This window comes from Gulosibacter sediminis, from assembly GCF_014904065.1.
In the GTDB taxonomy this organism is placed as follows: Bacteria; Actinomycetota; Actinomycetes; order Actinomycetales; family Microbacteriaceae; genus Gulosibacter; species Gulosibacter sediminis.
This window is the reverse complement of sequence record NZ_JACXJG010000022.1, coordinates 1-19,379: the sequence shown is the minus strand read 5'-3', so window position 1 is coordinate 19,379 and position 19,379 is coordinate 1. Positions and strand designations below refer to the sequence as shown.

The 19,379-nt window shown below is 68.7% G+C and carries 17 protein-coding genes and 3 tRNA genes; 10 read left to right on the top strand and 10 right to left on the bottom strand.

The window, feature by feature from the left end:
• Window positions 1–107: 107 nt before the first annotated feature.
• Entirely contained in the window at window positions 108–626 is a 519-nt protein-coding gene (locus tag ID132_RS11160) for a hypothetical protein (RefSeq protein WP_125106779.1), read from the bottom strand.
• A 96-nt stretch (window positions 627–722) separates the two neighbouring features.
• Between ID132_RS11160 and ID132_RS11155 the strand changes: the two genes are divergently transcribed.
• The 3 genes from ID132_RS11155 (at window position 723) to ID132_RS11145 (ending at window position 3,486) form a co-directional block, all read left to right on the top strand.
• On the top strand, window positions 723–1,136 hold the full coding sequence (locus tag ID132_RS11155) for an arsenate-mycothiol transferase ArsC (RefSeq protein ID WP_125106778.1): 414 nt from the start codon (window positions 723–725) through the stop codon (window positions 1,134–1,136).
• Window positions 1,060–2,997 carry a family 20 glycosylhydrolase gene (locus ID132_RS11150; protein ID WP_459562487.1) on the top strand — a complete coding sequence of 646 codons (1,938 nt, stop codon included), beginning with the start codon at window positions 1,060–1,062 and terminating at the stop codon, window positions 2,995–2,997. Before ID132_RS11155 ends, ID132_RS11150 begins: the two co-directional genes overlap by 77 nt.
• A gap of 60 nt (window positions 2,998–3,057) precedes the next feature.
• A complete protein-coding gene (locus ID132_RS11145; RefSeq protein ID WP_193128647.1) occupies window positions 3,058–3,486 on the top strand; it encodes an organic hydroperoxide resistance protein in 429 nt (142 codons plus the stop codon).
• On the opposite strand, the gene ID132_RS11140 is transcribed toward ID132_RS11145, so the two are convergent.
• The gene (locus ID132_RS11140) at window positions 3,483–3,656 is read right to left on the bottom strand and encodes a hypothetical protein (protein WP_193128646.1); all 174 of its coding nucleotides are present in this window, start codon (window positions 3,654–3,656) and stop codon (window positions 3,483–3,485) included. The genes ID132_RS11145 and ID132_RS11140 overlap by 4 nt on opposite strands.
• A 253-nt stretch (window positions 3,657–3,909) precedes the next feature.
• On the opposite strand from ID132_RS11140, the gene ID132_RS11135 reads away from it, so the two are divergent.
• The 3 genes from ID132_RS11135 (at window position 3,910) to ID132_RS11125 (ending at window position 8,721) form a co-directional block, all read left to right on the top strand.
• On the top strand, window positions 3,910–4,686 hold the full coding sequence (locus ID132_RS11135) for an HAD family hydrolase (RefSeq protein ID WP_328744314.1): 777 nt from the start codon (window positions 3,910–3,912) through the stop codon (window positions 4,684–4,686).
• Window positions 4,683–7,214: a glycoside hydrolase family 65 protein gene (locus tag ID132_RS11130; protein WP_193128645.1), complete on the top strand. Its 2,532-nt coding sequence runs from the start codon at window positions 4,683–4,685 to the stop codon at window positions 7,212–7,214. The genes ID132_RS11135 and ID132_RS11130 overlap by 4 nt, the downstream gene beginning before the upstream one ends.
• A 70-nt stretch (window positions 7,215–7,284) precedes the next feature.
• Entirely contained in the window at window positions 7,285–8,721 is a 1,437-nt protein-coding gene (locus ID132_RS11125; protein WP_193128644.1) for a protein adenylyltransferase SelO, read from the top strand.
• A gap of 16 nt (window positions 8,722–8,737) precedes the next feature.
• On the opposite strand, the gene ID132_RS11120 is transcribed toward ID132_RS11125, so the two are convergent.
• The 3 genes from ID132_RS11120 to ID132_RS11110 form a co-directional block, all read right to left on the bottom strand.
• Window positions 8,738–10,333, bottom strand: a complete 1,596-nt coding sequence (locus tag ID132_RS11120) for an AMP-binding protein (protein WP_125106771.1) — start codon at window positions 10,331–10,333, stop codon at window positions 8,738–8,740.
• 269 nt (window positions 10,334–10,602) lie between these two features.
• Window positions 10,603–11,082 carry an FBP domain-containing protein gene (locus tag ID132_RS11115; RefSeq protein WP_193128643.1) on the bottom strand — a complete coding sequence of 160 codons (480 nt, stop codon included), beginning with the start codon at window positions 11,080–11,082 and terminating at the stop codon, window positions 10,603–10,605.
• Between the two features lie 268 nt (window positions 11,083–11,350).
• Window positions 11,351–11,656, bottom strand: coding sequence for a hypothetical protein (locus ID132_RS11110; RefSeq protein ID WP_125106769.1), 306 nt, complete (start codon window positions 11,654–11,656; stop codon window positions 11,351–11,353).
• A 93-nt stretch (window positions 11,657–11,749) separates the two neighbouring features.
• Here ID132_RS11110 and ID132_RS11105 point away from each other — a divergent pair, with 93 nt between their 5' ends.
• From ID132_RS11105 to ID132_RS11095, 3 genes are all read left to right on the top strand, one after another.
• On the top strand, window positions 11,750–12,991 hold the full coding sequence (locus ID132_RS11105; protein WP_193128642.1) for a glycosyltransferase: 1,242 nt from the start codon (window positions 11,750–11,752) through the stop codon (window positions 12,989–12,991).
• A gap of 104 nt (window positions 12,992–13,095) precedes the next feature.
• On the top strand, window positions 13,096–14,049 hold the full coding sequence (locus ID132_RS11100; RefSeq protein WP_193128641.1) for a PIG-L deacetylase family protein: 954 nt from the start codon (window positions 13,096–13,098) through the stop codon (window positions 14,047–14,049).
• A 144-nt stretch (window positions 14,050–14,193) separates the two neighbouring features.
• Window positions 14,194–15,666: a hypothetical protein gene (locus tag ID132_RS11095; RefSeq protein WP_193128640.1), complete on the top strand. Its 1,473-nt coding sequence runs from the start codon at window positions 14,194–14,196 to the stop codon at window positions 15,664–15,666.
• A 75-nt stretch (window positions 15,667–15,741) separates the two neighbouring features.
• On the opposite strand, the gene ID132_RS11090 is transcribed toward ID132_RS11095, so the two are convergent.
• The 5 genes from ID132_RS11090 to ID132_RS11070 all read right to left on the bottom strand — a co-directional run bounded on the left by ID132_RS11090 (window position 15,742) and on the right by ID132_RS11070 (window position 19,038).
• Window positions 15,742–16,173 carry a carboxymuconolactone decarboxylase family protein gene (locus ID132_RS11090; RefSeq protein ID WP_235988527.1) on the bottom strand — a complete coding sequence of 144 codons (432 nt, stop codon included), beginning with the start codon at window positions 16,171–16,173 and terminating at the stop codon, window positions 15,742–15,744.
• A gap of 154 nt (window positions 16,174–16,327) precedes the next feature.
• Window positions 16,328–16,401 (bottom strand) — tRNA-Met (locus ID132_RS11085).
• A 29-nt stretch (window positions 16,402–16,430) separates the two neighbouring features.
• Window positions 16,431–16,505, bottom strand: a tRNA-Thr gene (locus ID132_RS11080).
• A 131-nt stretch (window positions 16,506–16,636) separates the two neighbouring features.
• A complete protein-coding gene (locus tag ID132_RS15590) occupies window positions 16,637–17,158 on the bottom strand; it encodes a M23 family metallopeptidase (protein WP_459562488.1) in 522 nt (173 codons plus the stop codon).
• 1,034 nt (window positions 17,159–18,192) lie between these two features.
• Window positions 18,193–19,038, bottom strand: a complete 846-nt coding sequence (locus ID132_RS11070) for an inositol monophosphatase family protein (protein ID WP_241209129.1) — start codon at window positions 19,036–19,038, stop codon at window positions 18,193–18,195.
• Between the two features lie 86 nt (window positions 19,039–19,124).
• On the opposite strand from ID132_RS11070, the gene ID132_RS11065 reads away from it, so the two are divergent.
• Window positions 19,125–19,206: transfer RNA gene (locus tag ID132_RS11065), tRNA-Tyr, on the top strand.
• Window positions 19,207–19,379: the final 173 nt, after the last annotated feature.

Genomic DNA, 19,379 nt, shown 5'->3' with positions numbered 1-19,379 from the left:
GTTCGCCGCAGGCCCAGCTAGCGCACGGCACCACCGCGAGCGCGCCGTGAACCGGCGACCAGTCGGGCCAGCATTCGTTCGCCGCCACGTGTGCGCTCGACCCCGCGTCAGAACAGCGCGGAGAACGGCACGTTGAAGTCGTGGCAGAGCCGCGAGTAACGTGCCGCGAGCAACATGCCCGAGTAGCCCGACGCAACCATGCCGCCGGTGCCGACGAAAGCGAGCACCTGCTCGGCCCGAACATCCGCGAAGAGCCAGAGCCCCACCCCAACGACGACGCAGAGCGCCCCCATGCCCCACGAGAGTTGCATGCGGGGCGCTCTGCGCCACCACCACATCGTGCCCGACGACCGCAGGCCGTCGGCGCCGGTCTCGCCGCTCGCGACGCCGGCGCGGCCAACGGCCCGGTTCGCGTGCCACAGCTGCCGCGCGCCACGGCCGCACAGCGCGAGCCCGAGCAGCGTGAAGGCGACGTAGACGACGTTCGCGCGAATCGACGTGCCCCAAAACGGCAGCCACACCTGCGTGCACACGACAAACACCGCCCCGAGAATCAGCGGCCACGGCGCAAGCGCGACCGCCTTGGGTCGCCATTGCTCAGGCACCTGGTTCACCGCGTCACTCATGCGTCCCAGCGTACGAATCGGCACTGGATGCGCGGTGACCGGCCGGCACGCGGCGCGCCCGGGCGCATCCCCACCCTCCCGTGCCACCATGCCTCTATGAGCGAGACGCCAACCGTACTGTTCATTTGTGTTCGCAATGCCGGCAAGTCGCAGATGGCCGCCGCCACGCTGCGGCAGATCGCCGGCACTTCCGTCGCGGTCGCTTCGGCGGGCACCGAGCCCGGTGACGCGATCAACGAGCTCGCACGCGAGGTGCTCGAGGAGCATGGCGCCGACCTCGAGCGCGAGGCCCCGAAGCAGCTCGACTCCGAGCTGCTTCGCCGCGCCCACCGCGTGATCGTGCTCGGCAACGAGGCACAGGTCGAGCCGGTTGACGGCATGCGCGCGAGCATCGAGCGCTGGGTCACCGACGAGCCCTCCGAGCGCGGCATCGATGGGCTCGAGAGGATGCGCCTCGTGCGCGACGACATCGAACGGCACGTGCTCGAACTGTTCTCCGAACTGCGCTAACCACGCGACCACCTCGGGGTGGGATGCTGGAGGCGCACGTCTTGGGGGTAAGCACATGCACCGTCGTTCGTTTTCCGCAGGCCGACCGCGCCGCTGGCGCTGGCTGACGGCCGCGCTGCTCGCCTTCGCCGTCGCGCTGGGCTCCCCCGGCCTCGCCCTCGCCGAAACCGCGCCACAGACCGAGTCGGGTGCCTGGCCGCAGATGGTGCCGCCACCGACCACCGTGACCCCGCGCCTCGGGTACTGGGCCCCGAGCGCGAGCACGCACATCCTCATCACCGACGACGCCCTCGCGGGCGAGGGTGCGCGCCTCGCCGAGGAGCTCGCCGCGCTCGGCCTCACCGACGCGGCGCCCGAGGTCGCCTACCTCGCTGACGCGTCGCTCGCCACCGAGGCCNACATCGTGCTCGGCCTCGACGACGCCTCGCTGCTCACGGTCGACGACAGCGTGACGGTCACCGGTCCCGACGCCGCCGGCGTCTTCCACGTCACCCGGCCGCTGCTGCAGCAGCTCGTCGCGGCGGGCGACATCGCGAACGGCGACTACGAGTTCAGCTTCCCCGCCGAGCAGATCCGCGCCGCGCACATCGACATCGCGCGCAAGCACTACCCCATCGAGGCCCTCGAGTCGCTCGTGCGCCAGCTCAGCTGGTTCGGCTTCACCGAGCTCGAGCTGCACTTCTCTGAGAACGAGGGCTTCGCGATCGAGTCGACGACGCATCCCGACATCGCCTCGCCCGATGCGCACTCGCAGGACGAGATCCGCGAGCTCATCGAATACGCGAACGCGCGGCACATCCGCGTCGCACCATCGCTCGACATGCCGGGCCACCTCGACCACGCGCTCGATGCCTACCCCGAGCTGCGCCTGCACGACGCATACGGCGGTAACGTCTTCGGCGCCCTCGACATCACGAGCGACGCCGGCGTCGAGTTCGCGCACGAGCTCATCGGCGAATACACGGAGCTGTTCGAGCAGCCCGATATGCCCGGCCCCGTGCCGTGGAACCTCGGCGGCGACGAGTTCGTCGACTTCGCCGACACGGCCGAGGTGCAGGCACTCACCCAGGCCGCACAGGCGAAGTTCGGCGCGCAGGCCACCGCCTACGACGCCCTCACCGACTTTGTGAACACCACCGCCGCGCTGCTCAGCGACGCTGGCTACCAGCCCCGCGTCTGGAGCGACGGCATGCTCCGCTCGGGCAGCGTCGCCCTCGATACCAGCGTGCAGGTGGCGTACTGGACCCAGCGCCCGCCCGGCGCCGTGCCCGCGAGCGACTTCGCCGCGGCGGGCTACGAGCTCGTCAACGTCAACGACGAATTCCTCTACTTCGTGCTCGGCGAGCGCGTCGGCTACGCGTACCCCACCGGTGAGTCGATCCTCGCGGGCTGGGACGACACCGTGTATCCCTCGGTGCAGGGCAGCCCCGACCTCGTCGAGGCGAGTTCGGGCGGCATGTTCGCGATCTGGAGCGACATTCCCGATGCCCTGACACCGGATGCGCTGGTCGAGCGCGTGCGCGCGCCTCTCGCCGCGATGTCGGTCAAGTCCGCCGACCCCGCGAGCACGCTGAGCTTCGCCGATCTCACGAGCCTGCTCGACGACATCGGCGCCGCGCCCGAGGTCGCACAGGTCAAGGTGCCGGATGCGCTGGCCACGATCGCGCCAACGCCGACCGCGACTCCCCGGTCGAGCCCGAGCACCGTCCCCGCCGCCGAAGGCGAGCCGGGCGGCTCGGTCATCGTGTTCGTGCTCACCAGCGTCGGTGTGCTCGTGTTGGTGAGCGTCGTACTCGTGCTGCTGACCCGGCGACGCTCACCAGTGCCCGCTCCATCTCGTAGGTCTCCACCCCAGATGTGAACGCTCTCAACAAGCGGCGCTAGGGTCGGGCTCCCAACCCACCAGCGCGAAGGAGCATCGATGATCGATTCCACTCTCTACACCGCCGAAGCCCTCTCGACCGGAAGCGGCCGCGACGGCCACGTGCGCACGACCGACGGCCGCGTCGACTTCGACATGGCCACCCCGCAGAGTATGGGCGGCTCGGGCGAGGGCGCGAACCCCGAGCTGCTGTTCGCGGCGGGCTACGCCGCCTGCTTCCACTCGGCCTTGCACGCGGTTGCCCGCGCGCAGAAGGTCACGATCACCGACTCGACCGTCGGCTCGCGCGTCGACATCGGTTCGAATGGTGAGGGCGGCTTCGAGCTCGCCGTGCACCTCGAGGTGGTGCTCCCGAACCTGCCGCACGACGAGGCACAGGCCCTCGCTGACGCCGCCCACCAGGTGTGCCCCTACTCGAACGCGACGCGCGGCAACATCCAGGTGACCGTCAGCGTCTCCGACGACTAGTCTTCGTCCTCCGCGTGGCTGCGGTCGGCGAACTCGTCACGCTGAAACACGAACTTCGTGTCTCGAATCGTGAAGCCTGAGCCGTGCCGCAGCCGCACGCCCTCGGGGGCGTCGCCGGTGGGAGAGCCATCGCTGGCCGATGCGGAGTGCGTGTCGCGCCGCGACGACACCCGAAAGTCGTCGCCAGTGTTGCGCGTGATCGTCGCGTGGTGCTGGTCGAGCCTGGTGTTGGCGATGCGGGGATGCCCCCTCCCTGAACTGTCTCGTGTGCCATCTCGACCTCCATTGTCGGTGCGGCTCAGACACCTCCAGCGTGAGGCGGGCACCTGCGAGCGGCATCGATTCGCCCGGAACGTGACCAAACCGTCGCCGATGTTCAACATTCGCAGGCACAGATCGATTCACAGCCGCGAGGGGCGCACAATGGTCGACATGACCGCGGCAGCGAGCATCACCCCATCCCTCCAGCACATCCGAGCATTCTTGCTCGACCTCGACGGCGTCATCACGCCGACCGCCGAACTGCACCGGCACGCGTGGGCCGCCCTGTTCACCGAGGTCTTCGCACAGTACGGCGTCGCGCCGTACGAGGAAGCCGACTACTTCACCTACCTCGACGGCAAGCCGCGCTTCGATGCGGTGCGCGACATTCTCGCCTCGCGCGGCATCTCGCTACCCGCGGGCACGCCCGAGGATGCGCCCGAGCTCGAGACGGTGTGCGGGCTCGGCAACCGCAAGAACGAGCACTTCACGCGGCTGCTCGAGGACGACGGCATCGCCGCCTACCCCGGCTCGCTCGACTTCCTGCGCGAGCTCGCGAACCGCAGCATCCCGGCCGCCGTCGTCACGAGCTCACGCAACGGCCGGCGCGTGCTCGCGGCTGCCGGGCTCGGCGAGCGCTTCGACGTGATTATTGACGGCGTGCACGCGGCCGAGCTCGGTCTGCCCGGAAAACCCGCGCCCGACACCTACCTGCAGGCCGCGCGCGAGCTCGGCCTCGACGCCGCGCAGTGCGCCGTGGTCGAAGACGCCGCCTCGGGCGTCGCCGCGGGCCGTGCGGGCAACTTTGGCGAGGTGATCGGCGTCGACCGCGGCGCCGGCCACGACGCCCTTACGGTGCACGGCGCGACGCGCGTCGTCGACGACCTCGCCGAACTCATCCCCGGCCTTCGGGCCACCACGAAAGGTGGCGACGCATGACGAGCACCGACCGAGAGACCAGCCCGCTCGACCGTGCCTGCTATCCGCTCGACGAGTGGGCGCTCACCGAGACGCGCTTCGATGCCGAGCGGCTCGGCCACACCGAGACGCTCTTCGCCGTCGGCAACGGCTACTTCGGCATGCGCGGCAACATCGACGAGGGCCGCGAGGCCGGCGAGCACGGCACCTACATCAACGGTTTCCACGAGACGTGGCCGATTCGCCACGCCGAGGAGGCGTTTGGCTTCGCCAAGGTCGGGCAGACGATCATCAACGCGCCCGACGCGAAGGTGATCCGCCTCTATATCGACGACGAGCCGCTCATCCTCTCGACCGCCGAACTGCTCGCCTATGAGCGCCGACTCGACCTGCGCGACGGCGTGCTCTCGCGCGACCTCGTCTGGCGCACGCCGGGCGGCAAGCGGGTGCGCATCCGCTCGAGTCGCATGGTGTCGTTCGTTGAGCGCCACCTCGGCCTCATCGAGTACGAGGTCGAGCTGCTCGACAGCGATGCCTCGATCGTCATCTCGAGCCAGTTGCTCAACCGCCAGGACGGCGTCGACGAATACCGCGACACCGCGCCGAAGACGGCCGGCGAGCCCGCGACCTTCGACCCGCGCAACGCCGAGCAGCTGAACGAGCGCGTGCTCGAGCCGATCCTCCAGCGCGACGAGGGGGACCGGCTCATCCTCGGCTACCGCACGCGCAACTCGAAAATGTCGATCGCCTGCGCCGTCGACCACCGTATCGAAGTCACCGGCGAGGGCGAGCGCCCCGTGCACACCTCGACCGACCTCCAGCCCGACCTCGCGAAGCGCGTGTTCCGCATCAACGCGAAGAGCGGCGACGTCATTCGCCTCACGAAGTACTTGACCTACCACACGGCCGGCGTTGCGCCGGCGCGTGAGCTCGCCGACCGCTGCGGACGCACGCTCGGCCACGCGCTCGAGCTCGGGGTGGATGTGCTGCACCGCGACCAGCGCGAGTGGCTCGACACCTTCTGGTCGAAGTCCGACGTCGTGCTGCACGGCCAGCCCGAGCTGCAGCAGGCGATCCGCTGGGATCTCTTCCAGATCGCCCAGGCCGCGGCGCGCGCCGATGGGCTCGGCGTGCCAGCGAAGGGCGTGAGTGGCTCGGGCTACGGCGGGCACTACTTCTGGGACACCGAGATCTTCGTGCTGCCGTTCCTCACCTACACGCAGCCGACGATGGCCCGCAACGCCCTGCGCTACCGGGTGCGGATGCTCGACTACGCCCGTGAGCGCGCGGTCGAGTTGAACGAGCGCGGCGCCCTCTTCCCCTGGCGCACGATCAACGGGCAGGAGTCGAGCGCGTACTACGCGGCGGGCACCGCGCAGTACCACATCGACGCCGACATCTCGCATGCGATGTCGCAGTACCTCGCGGCCACGGGCGACACCGAGTTCCTGCTCGGCGGCGCCGTTGACGTCTTCGTCGAGACGGCCCGCATGTGGTACGACCTGGGGTTTTGGCGCACGAACGCCTCCGACACTTTCCACATCCACGGCGTCACCGGGCCCGACGAGTACACGACCGTCGTCAACGACAACCTCTTCACCAACGTCATGGCGCAGAAGAACCTGCGCACCGCGGCCGAGTCGCTCGAGCTGCTGCACGACACGCATCCGCTCGAGTTCGAGCAGACCATCGACCGGCTTTCGATCTCGGCCGACGAGCCCGACAAGTGGCGGCGCGCGGCGCGCAAGATGTTCATCCCCCACGACGAGCAGGTCGGCGTGCACCCGCAGGATGCCGCATTCCTCGACAAGGAGATCTGGGACCTTGAGAACACGCCCGATTCGCAGCGGCCGCTGCTGCTGCACTTCCACCCGCTCGTCATCTACCGCTTCCAGGTGATCAAGCAGGCCGATGTCGTGCTCGCGCTGTTCCTGCGCGGCGACCGGTTCACGGCCGAGGAGAAGCTCAACGACTTCGAGTACTACGACGTGCTCACCACCGCCGACTCGAGCCTGTCCGCGGCGGTGCAGTCGATCATCGCGGCCGAGGTCGGGCACCTGCAGCTCGCCGAGAAGTACTTCCGTCACACGGCATTCGTCGACCTTGCCGACCTGCACGGCAATACCGACGTCGGCGTGCACGTCGCGTCGGCCGGCGGCATCTGGCTCGGCGCGGTCTGCGGCTTCGCCGGCATGCGCGACCACGGCGGCGAGGTGCAGTTCGACCCGCGCCTGCCCGACGGCTGGGAGGGCATCGACTTCAAGCTCCAGCTCAGAGGCGCGCAGGTGCGCGTCGAGCTGCGGCCCGAGACGATGACGTTCACACTCGAGTCGGGCACGTCGTCCGTCGTTCGCGTCGGCGTGCGCGGCGAAGAGGTGCTCGTGCGGGCGGATGCGCCGGCCACCGTGCCGCTGCGCGGCCAGGGCCCNCGCGTCGACCGCGAGCTCGGCATGCACACCCTCGCGGGCTGGCACCGTTCGGACGGCACGCTGCTCACCGCATCCGTGCCCGAGCCCTCGGGCAAGTACCAGACCACGAGCTGGGAGTGAGCGCCTAACGCCGCGACTTGCTGACGGCCGGCTGTGGCGGTGCCCAGCCGGCCGTCGTTAACTGGTGGGCATGCAGTTGCAGCATGAATTCGCCGACACCCTGCCCGAGCTCGCGCAGCCCTGGCGGGCGCAAGAGATGCCGAATGCCGAGCTGCTCGTGCTCAACGAGTCACTCGCCGAGGAGCTCGGGCTCGACGTCGCGTGGCTGCGCGGGCCCGAGGGCCTCAGCTGGCTGACGGGGCAGACCGTGCCCGAGGGCGGGCAACCCGTCGCACAGATCTATTCTGGGCATCAGTTCGGCTGGTACGCGCCGCGGCTCGGTGACGGCCGCGCGCTGCTGCTCGGCGAACTCATCGACCGCGACGGGCAGCGGCGGGATGTGCACCTCAAGGGCTCGGGCAAGACCCCGTTCGCCCGCCGGGGCGACGGCCAGGCGGTGCTCGGGCCGATGCTGCGCGAGTTCCTCATGAGCGAGGCGATGTACGCGCTCGGCGTGCCGACGACGCGAGCGCTCGCCGTCGTCGCGACGGGCCACATCGTGCAGCGCGACTTCCCCGAGCGCGGCGCGCTGCTCGTCCGGGTCGCGAGCAGCCACCTTCGCGTCGGCAGCTTTCAGTACGCTCGCTCGCTCGACGAACCAGAAGCGTTGCGGCGCCTTGTCGACTTCGCGATCGAGCGGCACTCCCCCGCCGCGGCCGACGCCGAGGTGCCGGTGCTCGCCCTCTACCGCGAGGTGATTGCGCGCCAGGCCCGGCTCATCGCCGATTGGATGCGCCTCGGCTTCGTTCACGGCGTGATGAACACCGACAACGTGACGATTTCGGGCGAAACGATCGATTACGGGCCCTGCGCGTTCCTCGACGCCTACGACCCGGCGCTCTGGTTCAGTTCGATCGACGAGCACGGGCGGTACGCGTTCGCGAACCAGCCGGCGATCGCCGAGTGGGACCTCGCGCGGCTCGGCGAGGCGCTGCTGCCGCTCGTCGGTGAGGGCGAGGAGGCGGTCGCGCTCGTGACCGCCGAGCTGCAGCAGTTCGCGCCGCAGTACCAGCGGGCGTGGCTCGCCGGGATGCGCGACAAGCTCGGCCTGTCGGCCGACCTCTCTGACCCGCAGGTGGATGCGCTCGCGAGCGCCACGCTGCGGCTGCTGCAGGAGGAGCACATCGACTACACCGAGTTCTTCCGCGCGCTCGTGACTGCGGCGACGGGCGACGACGCCGCGGTCGAGCGACTTTTCGCCGACGCTTCGGATGTGCGCCCGTGGCTGCAGCGCTGGCGCGAGCTCACGCCCGACGCCGAGCTGATCGCGCGGAGCAACCCCGCGTACATTCCGCGCAACCACCTCGTCGAGGAGGCCCTCGCGGCGGCCGGCCGCGGCGACCTCGCGCCCTTCGGCGAGCTGCTCGAGGTCGTCACCGAGCCCTACGCCGAGCGCCCCGGTGGCGAGCGTTTCGCGACCGCGGCGCCCGCCTCGTTCGGGCCGTATGTCACGTACTGCGGCACCTAGCCGGCCGGCGCACTAGCTACGCGACCGCCGCCGCATCCCTCGCCCGCAGCTCGCGGCGCAGGATCTTACCCGAGCTCGACTTCGGGATCGCGTCGATGAACTCGACGAGGCGCACCTTCTTGTGGGGCGCGGCGTGCACCGCGACGAAGTCGAGCACATCCTGCTCGGTGAGCTCGGCGCCCGCCTGCCGCACGACGAAGGCCTTCGGCAGCTCGCCGACCTCCGGGTCGGGGAACGCGACGACGGCCGCGTCGGCGATGAGCGGGTTAGTGAGCAGCAGCGCCTCGAGCTCGGCCGGCGGCACCTGATAGCCCTTGTACTTGATGAGCTCCTTGAGCCGGTCGACGACGAACGTCTGCCCGTGCGCGTCAACGCGCACGATGTCGCCGGTGTGGAGGAAGCCGTCGGAGCCGATCGTCGCCGACGTCGCGCTGTGGTTGTTCATGTAGCCGACCATGACCTGCGGGCCGCGGATGAGCATCTCGCCGGGCTCGCTCAGGCCGTCTTCGGGCACCTCGATGTCGTCGCCGGTCTCGATGTCGACGACGCGCACCTCGGTGTTCGGCACGGGCACACCGATCGAGCCGCGCGAGAGATCGTCGCGGTCGCGCGGAATGACGTGGGTCACGGGGCTCGTCTCGGTCATGCCGTAGCCCTGCAGGATGCGCGTGCCGAGCCGCAACGCGACCGAGTTCGCGAGCTGCTCGTCGAGGGCCGCGGCGCCCGAGAGCACGAAGTCGATTGACGAGAGGTCGTACTGCGCGACAAGCGGGTGCTTCGCGAGGGCGACGGCGATGGGCGGCGCGATGAATACCGCGGTCGCCCGCTCGTCCTGAATTGCGCGCAGGAACTCGGGCAGGTCGAACTTCGGCAGCGTAATGAGCCGCGCGCGATTGCGCAGCGCGAGATTGAGCAGCACCGTGAGTCCGTAGATGTGCGTGAACGGCAGCACCGCGAGTACCCGGTCGTCGGGCTGGAGACCGATGGCGGCGTCGGCCTGCACGAGGTTCGCCACGAGGTTGCGGTGCGTGAGCATGACGCCCTTCGGCGCGCCCGTCGTACCCGACGAGAACGGCAGCACCGCGAGGTGATACTCGGGGTCGAAGGTGCGTTTCGGGGCGGTCGTCGCCGACGCGAGCAGCTCACCAAGGTTCGGGTAGCCCTCGGCGCCGTCGAGCACGATGACCTGCTCGTTTGCGATGCCGGCCGCGGCGGCCGCTGGCAACGACTGGCTGCCGAGCGCCGAAATCGTGAAGAGCATCCGCGCCCCCGCGGCGCGCAGCTGGTGCTCGATGTCTTCGGTCGTCGAGAGGGCTGCCACGGTCGTCACGGTGCCGCCGGCGCGGAGAATCGCGTGGAAGATCGCGACGAACGCCGGGATGTTCGGGGCGTGCAGCGCGACGACGTCGCCGGGAGCAATCCCCCGCTCGGCGAGCCCGCCAGCGATCGCATCGACCTGTGTCTTCAGCTCGCCGTAGGTCGTCGTGTTGCCGGTCGGGCCGTCGACGATCGCGACGCGGCCCGCATCCTCTTCATTCAGGTCAACGAAGATCGCCTCGTAGAGCGTTTCCGCAGGGATCTCGACATCGTCGTAGGGGCTCGTAAAGATCATGAGGACTCCTCACCGCGGCAACGTCGCCGCTGGTAGGGGCGGCTCGCGTCGTTGCGAGGTCGCCACGTGCAGGTTGCTCCAGAGCATAGTGACGACACCTGGTGTGCGCTCTCGGAAACGCAGGGAGCCCGCACGCAAGCGCGGGTTCAGCGGCAACTGGCGCCGTCAGCATCGTGCCAGTCCTCGATGACCGCGCCACCGGCCACGCACAGCAGCGGGCAGCGGGGCGGCACTTCACCCCACGCCGTCCCTATCCGCGCGGGGACCAGCTAGAGCTCGGCGGCAAACTTCGCCGCGCGCTCACCGAGACCGGCGATGCGCGAGGTGCGCGCCGCATCCATGTCGAAGCCGTCGTACGGGCTCGGCGGGTCATTGCGCACGTTGAACGAGCACTGGAAGTCCTTGCACACGTACACCGCGACGGTGTTGCCGTTGCGACCCGACGAGCCCGAGCGCTTCGCGTTCGAGAAGACGACGTCGTTCGGCATTCGCACGTCGTGGCACCAGCCGCACAGCTGCGGCTTCGCGAGCGGCGGCTGTTGCTGGAACAGGATGCCGCGCACCTCGTCACCACCGATCGGCACGAAGGCGTAAGCGCGGCGGACGATGCGCGGGTCGCGCCAGCCGAAGTAGTCGAGCGAGTCCCAGTCGACCTCGTCGAAGTTCTCCGGCAGCGAGAGCTCCGTGCGATCCTTTTTCGAAGCGTTGATGAAGTTGGTGCGAATGAATTTTTCCGTGATCGGAATCATGATGATGGCCTTTCAAATGGCGCGCTGACGGCGCCGGCGTTGATGATCAGGACCGGCCGCCGGGCCGGTACGCCACGCAGATTGCGCAGCACGAGTCGCCAGCACCGCGCATGCGCGGAACCGGCCTGAGCGACGAGGTCACCTACCCGTGGCGGCAGCGCCGCCACAGCCTCCAGCCGCACTCTCGTGCTGAGTCATTGAAAACATCACCCGAGCACGTTACACCCGCGCCATCACGAGCGAACTGGTACGTTCGCTCGCCGCGCGACTACTCGCCGAGGTTCTCGACGTGCGCGCGGATCGCCTGCGAATCCTCGTCGTACCAACCCTTTTCACGCGCGAACTCGACGAGGCGATCGAGCTGCCCGGCGCGCTCGTCGGTGTCACCCTCCTGCCGCAGGAAGTCAGCCGACACCCAGAGGTGGTCGGCGTCGACGATGGGGATCACCGAAACGTGCGCCGTCGCAAGCTCGGTGAGTTCGACGTTCGTGCGGCCGCCCGCGTCGACATGGAAGCTTGAGAAATTGTCGGGCTCGTTGAGCGTGAATCCGTCGTCCTGTGCCGTAATGATCATGCGCCCACCCTCGCGGATGCGCCTGGCCAGCGCCTGTGACCCGTTACGTCGGCCACGGGTGCGGTGCTGGGCTCGCCGCGCTAGCGTCGCAGCATGACTTCTGACGCCACTTCGGTCGCGCCTCTCGGCATCGCGTTCGTCGTGCTCCACACCTCCCCCGTCGACGAGCCCGGCACGAAGGATGCGGGCGGCATGAACGTCGTCGTGCGCNCGCAGACCGAGGTGCTCGCGCGCGCCGGGCATCAGGTCGAGCTGATCACGCGCCGGCAGCGGCCCGATGAGCCCGCCGTGGTCGAGCTCGCGCCGAACCTCCGGCTGCACTCGCTGGCCGCGGGGCCGGCGCGCACCATTGAGAAGGGCGAGCACGAGGCGCTCATCGACGCGTTCCGCGACGCCCTCGCGGCGCTGCTGCGCGAGGTGCCGGTCGACGTGATCCACGGCGAGCACTGGTTTTCGGGCATCGCGGCGCTGCCGGTCGCGCGTGAGCTCGGCGTGCCGTTCGTACAGAGTTTTCACTCAATTGCGGCCGAGGCCTCGCTGCCGCTCTCGGCGGGCGAGCGGGCCGAGTCCCCGGGTCGGCTTGCGGGCGAGGCGCGGCTCGCCCGGGAGTCGGATGCGCTCGTCGTCATCAGCGACGCCGAGCGCGACACGGCGATCGAGCGGCTCAATGCCTCGCCCGAACGGATCATCGTCGTGCCGCCGGGCGTTGACCAGACGGTGTTTTATCCCGCGGATGCTGTCGTCGCGGCCCCGGGTGCGGGTCGCGACCGGCCGCGACTCATCGTCGGCGGGCGTCTGCATCCACTCAAAGGCATCGACCTCGCGGTCGACGCGGTTGCCGAGTTACCCGGGGCCTCGCGGCCCGACCTCGTCGTGGTGGGCGCGCCGACGCCCGACTCGCTCGCCTACGAGCGGTCGCTGCACGAAGCGGTCGCGCGGCATGGGCTTGCCGAGCGGGTGCGGTTCACTGGACCGCTTTCGCGCGCCGGATTCGCGGCCGAGATGCGCGAGGCTGACGTACTGCTCATGCCCTCGCATTCTGAGACGTTTGGGCTCGTCGTGCTCGAGGCGGCGGCGTGCGGGCTGCCGGCGATCGCGTATCGCTCGGGCGGGCTCGCCGAATCGGTGCGGCATGACGAGACGGGTCTGCTCGTCGATACCCGCGAGCCCGCCGACTGGGCCGCCGCGATTGCGCGGCTGCTCGGCGATGCGGGGCTGTATGCGCGGCTGGCAGCGACCGCGCTCGCTCACGCGCGGGCAATGAGCTGGGATGCGTCGGCTGGGCAGCTGCTCGAAGCGTATCGCGGGCTCGTGGATGGAGCGGCGAGTGGCTGAGCGCGACGGCTCGCTAGTTGCTTGCGTCCAGTTCGCGAGCCAGTTGGAGGTGTGGGAGCGCGACCGGTTCGCGGTGCGTGCCGACGTCGAAAACGGGGAGAGCTATGCCTGAGCGCGACAGCCTGCTTGCCGGGGTGCGCCGCGTGCTCGTCGTGCACGCGCATCCCGACGACGAGGTGCTCGCAGGCGGTGCGCTGCTGCGCGAGCTGCACGATCGCGGCGTTCGGGTGGCACTCGTGACCTGCTCGCGCGGCGAGGCCGGCGAGATCGTTGACGGCGTTCTGCCTGATCGCACGAGCGAGGCCGAGCTCGCCGAGGTGCGCGAGCGAGAGGTTCGCGGATCGGTCGAGGCGCTCGGCATTGCGGCGCACTACTGGCTTGGGACGCCGCCCGCGCGGGCCGCGAGTTCCGTCGCGGACGCGATTGCGGGGCCGGATGCGGAAGCCGGCGAGGACGCGGACGCGATTGCGGGCGCCGACGCGGGCACCGCAATTGGCGCGGATACGGGCACGAAGGCGAACGCAGATGTGAACGTCCATGGGCTTGCGGGTGCAGGCACGAGTGCCTACGTACGAGCAGACGCTTTCGCGGAGGCCACCGCGTTCACCGATGCGCGGATCTACCGCGACTCGGGCATGCAGTGGGTGCGCCCCGGCGTCGCTGGGCCGGCCGACTCGAGCGACGCCCGGTCGTTCACCGCGGCGCCGCTCGCCGAGGTGGTCGCCGATCTCGCGGCGGTCGTCGCGGTCGAGCGCCCCGAGGTCATCGTGAGCTATGACGATGCGGGCGGCTACGGGCATCCCGACCACCTGCGGGCCCGCGAGGCCACGCTCGCCGTCGCCCGCGCATCCGGTATTCGCTTTGCCGAGCTCATCGACGACCCGAGCTTGCCCGACACCGAGTGGTTCGACCTGGAGCACCAGCGCGCTGCTGTGCTCGAGGCGCTGCGCAGTCACCGCACCCAACTTACGGTCGACGCGGATGGACGCCAGCTCACGCACTCGGGCGGCCAGCGACAGCATGTCGAGACCGACATCGGCCTGCGCATCGTCACCTAGCCAAGTCACTTCACGGAACCCCGACGGCGACGTGCCTCCGCGTGTTGCCGAGCCAGGCGGCATTATGGGTGCGGTGAAGCTTGGCGGCTAGACTCGCGGCGTACTCGCGGGCCGGGTGCCCGCTTCGCCAACCGCCGAGGTCTCATGCTCCGCCGTCCCGTCATCCGCATCCTGCTCGCCCTGCTCGGGGTCGTGGCGCCGCTCGCGGCCGTGACCGGATGCGCCGGCGGCGGGCTCGAGGCACGGCCGCGCGCCGAGGCGGTTGCTGCCGTGTCGCTCGCCGTCGACGATCCGAGCGCGGCCTCGATCTCCGTAAGCACCGCCTTGTTCGAGACGAGCGATCTTGCGTTCGTGGCCACGGCCCAGCACGCGGGCGAACTCGCTGATGATGCGGTGGCGGCGGGAGCACCGCTGCTCGTGGACGGCCCCAGCCTCGGCGGCGAACTCGAGCGGCTCGGTGTTACCACGGTCGTCACCGCGAACGACGACGAGGTCGATCCGCGCGGCGTGAGCGTGATCTCGATTGATGCGGCCGCCGACCCCGCGTCGACCGAGGTGCCCCAGCTCAGCTGGACGGAGGAACCTGCACCCGCCGTGCTGTTCACCGAGGATGGCGAAGTGCCAGACGCCGCGCTGGTACCGGCCGCGACGCTCACCGCGGTCGGGGGCAGCGTCGAGGCGCTGCCGGGTGGCGACCCGCGCGCGACGAGCGAGACGGTCGCGATCGCGCGCGAACATCCGGGGGCGAATGTTCTTGGGTTTGGTGACGCGTTCGGCGCCAGCGACGACTTCGCGCAGCGCTTTGGCACGGCCCTGAACGCTGCCGAGCTGCCGGGCGGCGGGATGCTCCCGCTGCATGACCGCATCCTCGTCGCCGACTACGGCTACCCCGGCGAACCCGTGCTCGGCGTGCTCGGCGAGCACGACCTCGACTGGGCGGTGCACGACGTGAAGGAGCGCGCCGCCGAGTACCAGGCGCTCACCGACAAGCAGGTCGTGCCGACCTTCGAGATCATCGTGACACTCGCGAGCGGCAGCGCTGGCGACGACGGCAACTACTCGGCCGAGAGCGATCCCGAGGCGCTGCGCCCGTGGATCGACCGCGCCGCCGAAGAGGGCATCTACGTCGTGCTCGACCTGCAGCCGGGGCTGTCGTCGTTCCCCGAGCAGGCGCAACAGTATGAGTCACTGCTGGCCGAGCCGCACGTTGGCCTCGCGCTCGACCCCGAGTGGCGCCTGAAGCCCGGGCAGCAACATCTCGAGCAGATCGGCACCGTGAGCGACGAGGAGATCAACGAGACGCTCGAGTGGCTCGCCGAGTTCACGACTGAGCACGAGCTGCCGCAGAAGATCGTGGTGCTGCACGAGTTTCGTAGTGACATGCTTGGTGATCGCGACAACATCGCCACCGGCCACGACACGCTCCAGCTCGTCGTGCATATCGATGGACACGGCACGCCGGGGCTCAAGATGGAGACGTGGAACGCGCTCATCGCCGACCTGCCCGACGCCATGGCGCTCGGCTGGAAGAACTTCATCGATGAAGACACCCCGACGTTCACGCCCGCCGAGACGCTCGCGGTCGATCCGCAGCCCCAGCTCGTGACGTATCAGTAGCTCTGGCACGCATGCCGTGCGACGCGGCTTGCGGCGGCAAGGAACTGCTCGCGATTACAGTCATGCGGTTGTTCCCTAGTTCTCGACGGCGTCACCGGCGCCGGTCGCAAACCTCTCAGTCAGCGCATGGTGACCCGAGATGATCGAGATGCGATTGAACACCCCGATCGAGATGGCGATCCACTCGATCGCGGTGATCTGTTCGTCGCTCAGGCCAGCACCGCCACCCGCGGCGTACGCGGCGCGCGCGGCGTCGACCGGCAGTTCGGTCGTGAGCTCCGCGATCTCGAGGGCCGCGCGCTCGGCGTCGCTGAAGACGCCTGCCTCGCGCCAGACGGATGCGAGGTGCAACTTCGCCTCGTCGATGCCGGCGTCGCGCGCGGTGGGCACGTGCACCGACAGGCAGCGCGCGCATCCGTTCATCTGCGAGACGCGCACGTTGACGAGTTCGACGAGCGAGCGAGGGACGCCGGCAGCCTCGGCCGCATCGCCGGCAGCCTGTGCCATCCGGACGGCACCGCGATATACGCCGCGATGTTGGCGAGGAAGGTCAGGCAGGGATTGCGTGCTCGTCATGCGCTGAGAGTACCTGCGCAGTGCGCCTGGACCCGCAATGGAAAAGAAGAACGACCCTCGCAACTGCGGGGGTCGTTCTGTGCGGTAGCAGGAGNGGGGCTTGAACCCGCGACCTCACGATTATGAGTCGTGCGCTCTCACCAACTGAGCTACCCTGCCACGGGATCAGCCGCCGGTCGAGCAACTGATGGAGCCCCGAGCCAGGATTGAACTGGCGACCCCTTCCTTACCATGGAAGTGCTCTACCACTGAGCTATCGGGGCGGAACCACAGACGATTTCTCGCTTGGGCACCAGAGGAGCTTAGCAAGCACATCCTGCGATGTGCAACTCCGGTGGTTATTCAGTTGTTGCTGGTTGCACCGGCCGCCGGAGCGAGCCGCGCATCCGAAAAACTAGTTGCTGATCTTGCTGACGAAGAGGTTTTCGACGAGCGCCGTGCTGTCGGACGACTCGAGCTTCTTGTCGGAGCCGAGACCCACCGTAGCGGTGAGTTCGGTCGGCATCGAGGTCTCAACACCAGCGACGTTGACCTTCTTGAGGAACGTGATCGGGTCGACGTAGTCGCCGTTCACGTGGATCTCGAGGTGAAGGTGAGGGCCGGTCGAAATGCCGGTGTTGCCAACACCAGCGAGCTCGTCGCCGACCTGGACCTCGTCACCCTCTTCGACCTTGACGGTGCTCGGGTCGAGGTGCGAGTAGAGCGAGGTGACGTGCTGGCCTTCAATGACGTGCTCAACCTCGATGTAGTTACCGAGCGACGAAGCGCCGTCGAGGTCGACCTTCTTCACCACACCGTCGGCGATTGCGCCGATCGGGGTGCCCTCACCGGGGGTGAAGTCCTGGCCACCGTGGAAACCCGAGGTACCGGCGGGGCCGTTACGCGGGCCATAACCGTCGGTGAGCTGAACGCCCATCGGGAACGGCCACTGCACGTTCGCGGTGATGTCGTTCTCGTAGGTGGTCGAGTCGGGCAGCTTCACGCCGGCGGCGAGGTTCGCGGCGGCGGCGGTGCCGATCGAGGTCACGGCGGTGGCGTCATCGGTGCGAGTGGACTCGTGCGCGACAGCCTGACCCGAGACTGAAAGCGACTGCGCGTTCTCTTCGACGGCGGCNTGCTGCGCCGCGTCGGCCTGCGCAACCTCGGCGTCGCTCGAGCTGAGCGCGCCAATCGCGGCGGCCGAGCCAGCGCCGAGCATGACGGTGCCGGCGAGGAAACTCAGGGCAACCATCGAGCCGCCGAACTTGCCGGCGCCGCTGCCACGACCGCGGAACGGCAACACGGTGCCGGTCGCGTCGTCGGCGGATGCGCGAAGGAAGGCTGCGGGAATCTCGGGCTCACCGACGGGCGCCTCGGGAAGCGAGTTCTCGTCAACGTCGTTGCGGGCCGCGCGCACGTCTTCGAGCGAGATGATCGGCGCGATGGAGATAGGGCCGGTTGCGGGGTTGAGCGTCTCGACGATTTCCGTCGTGAAGTTCGTGACCGTCTCGGAGTTGGCGGGTTCGGCAACCGAGGGCTCGGCGGGAGCCTGGGGAGCGGCGAAGAGTTCGGGGTTGACCCGGGCGGCGGCCTGCGCAGCCTGGGCCGATGCGCTGCGGAGCTGCTGCTCGCGCTCGGCGGCGCGCTCTGCCTCGCGGATCTCGCGTCGCGTCAGAGCGGGCGCTTCCTGCTGTGGTGCGACCTCAGCCGCAGCCTCGGGAGCCGCAACTTCGGCTGTCGTCGAGTTCGCCGCTTGCCGGGCCAACATTGCCNCACGTTCTGCCGCTCGCTCGCGCTCGCGCAGTTCCCGTCGTGTCAACGCCACCACAGGCTGCGTCGAGTCGAGACCATCCGTCATTACGTACTTGCTCCAGATAGGGGGATCTTCACCGAAGAATTTGGACTCGCCAATCATAACGATAAAGTTACGAATAGGACAAGGCTAAATCACGATTTGGTAAAAGTCCCTGATCAGAGCAGATCTTGGGGCGTGACCTCAGATAACAGATCGACCAACTGCGCCACGATGCGCGGATGGCCAGCCACAATACTACTGCGTCCCTCGCGCTGCTCCAAGTCGAGGCCCGACACGCTCGCACCCGCCTCTTTCGCGATCAGGGCGCCGGCCGCCCAGTCCCATTGGCTCAGCCCGAACTCGTAGTACGCGTCGAGCTGCCCGGTCGCGACTCCGCAAAGATCGAGCGATGCCGCGCCGAGACGACGGAGGTCACGAACCTTGCCAATCACGTTGAGTAAAGCCTGCGCCTGCAACTCACGGCGGGCGGCGGTATACGAGAAGCCGGTCGCGACGAGCGTGCGCGCGATATCCTCGGGGCCCTCGCCCAGCTGCAGCGGTTCGCCATTGCGCCAGGCGCCGCCACCCGCGACCGCGGTGTATGTCTCGCCCTGCTCAGGACTCACGACTGCGCCGGCGAGAATTTCGAACTCGGTGGGCTGAATCGAGGGATCACCCGTGACCGCCGCGATCGACACCGCGTAGTTGGGGAGGCCGTAGAGATAGTTGACGGTGCCGTCGATGGGATCAACGACCCAAGTGATGCCGGACTTCGTCGCGCTCGCGTCGCTTTCTTCGCCGAAGAAGCCGTCGTCGGGGCGGAGCTCGCCGAGGCGAGCACGGATGAACGCCTCGCACTCGCGGTCTGCCTCGGTCACGACATCCACGCTGCTGCTCTTGGTGGCGGCGACGGAAATACCTTCGCGGCGGCGGGTCGCGATCAGCTGGCCGGCCTCGGCTCCCAGCTCGGATGCGATGCGCAGCAGCTCGGGCAGTTGGTCGTGGATGCTCGAATTCGTCACGCCGTGAAGGTAGCAGTCGGAGGCAACGTGCACGGGTGTCGCGATTTTGTGTAAACTCGTCCGGTACGCTTAACCGCGCACGACCCGGCTAGTTGCCCGAGCGGCCAAAGGGATCTGACTGTAAATCAGACGGCTCAGCCTTCGGGGGTTCGAATCCCTCACTAGCCACATCCGCACTATTACGCGGAACGCAGCCCCCAGCAAGCTGAAACTTCAGCAGGCTGGGGGCTGTTTCGTTGCGCTGAGGTTTTTCCATTGCGCCGAGGCTCTACTCGCCGTCAATGAGAGTGGGACCCGCACCGTTCGACGATGCGGGCCCGAAACGCGCAGCGGCATGCTGC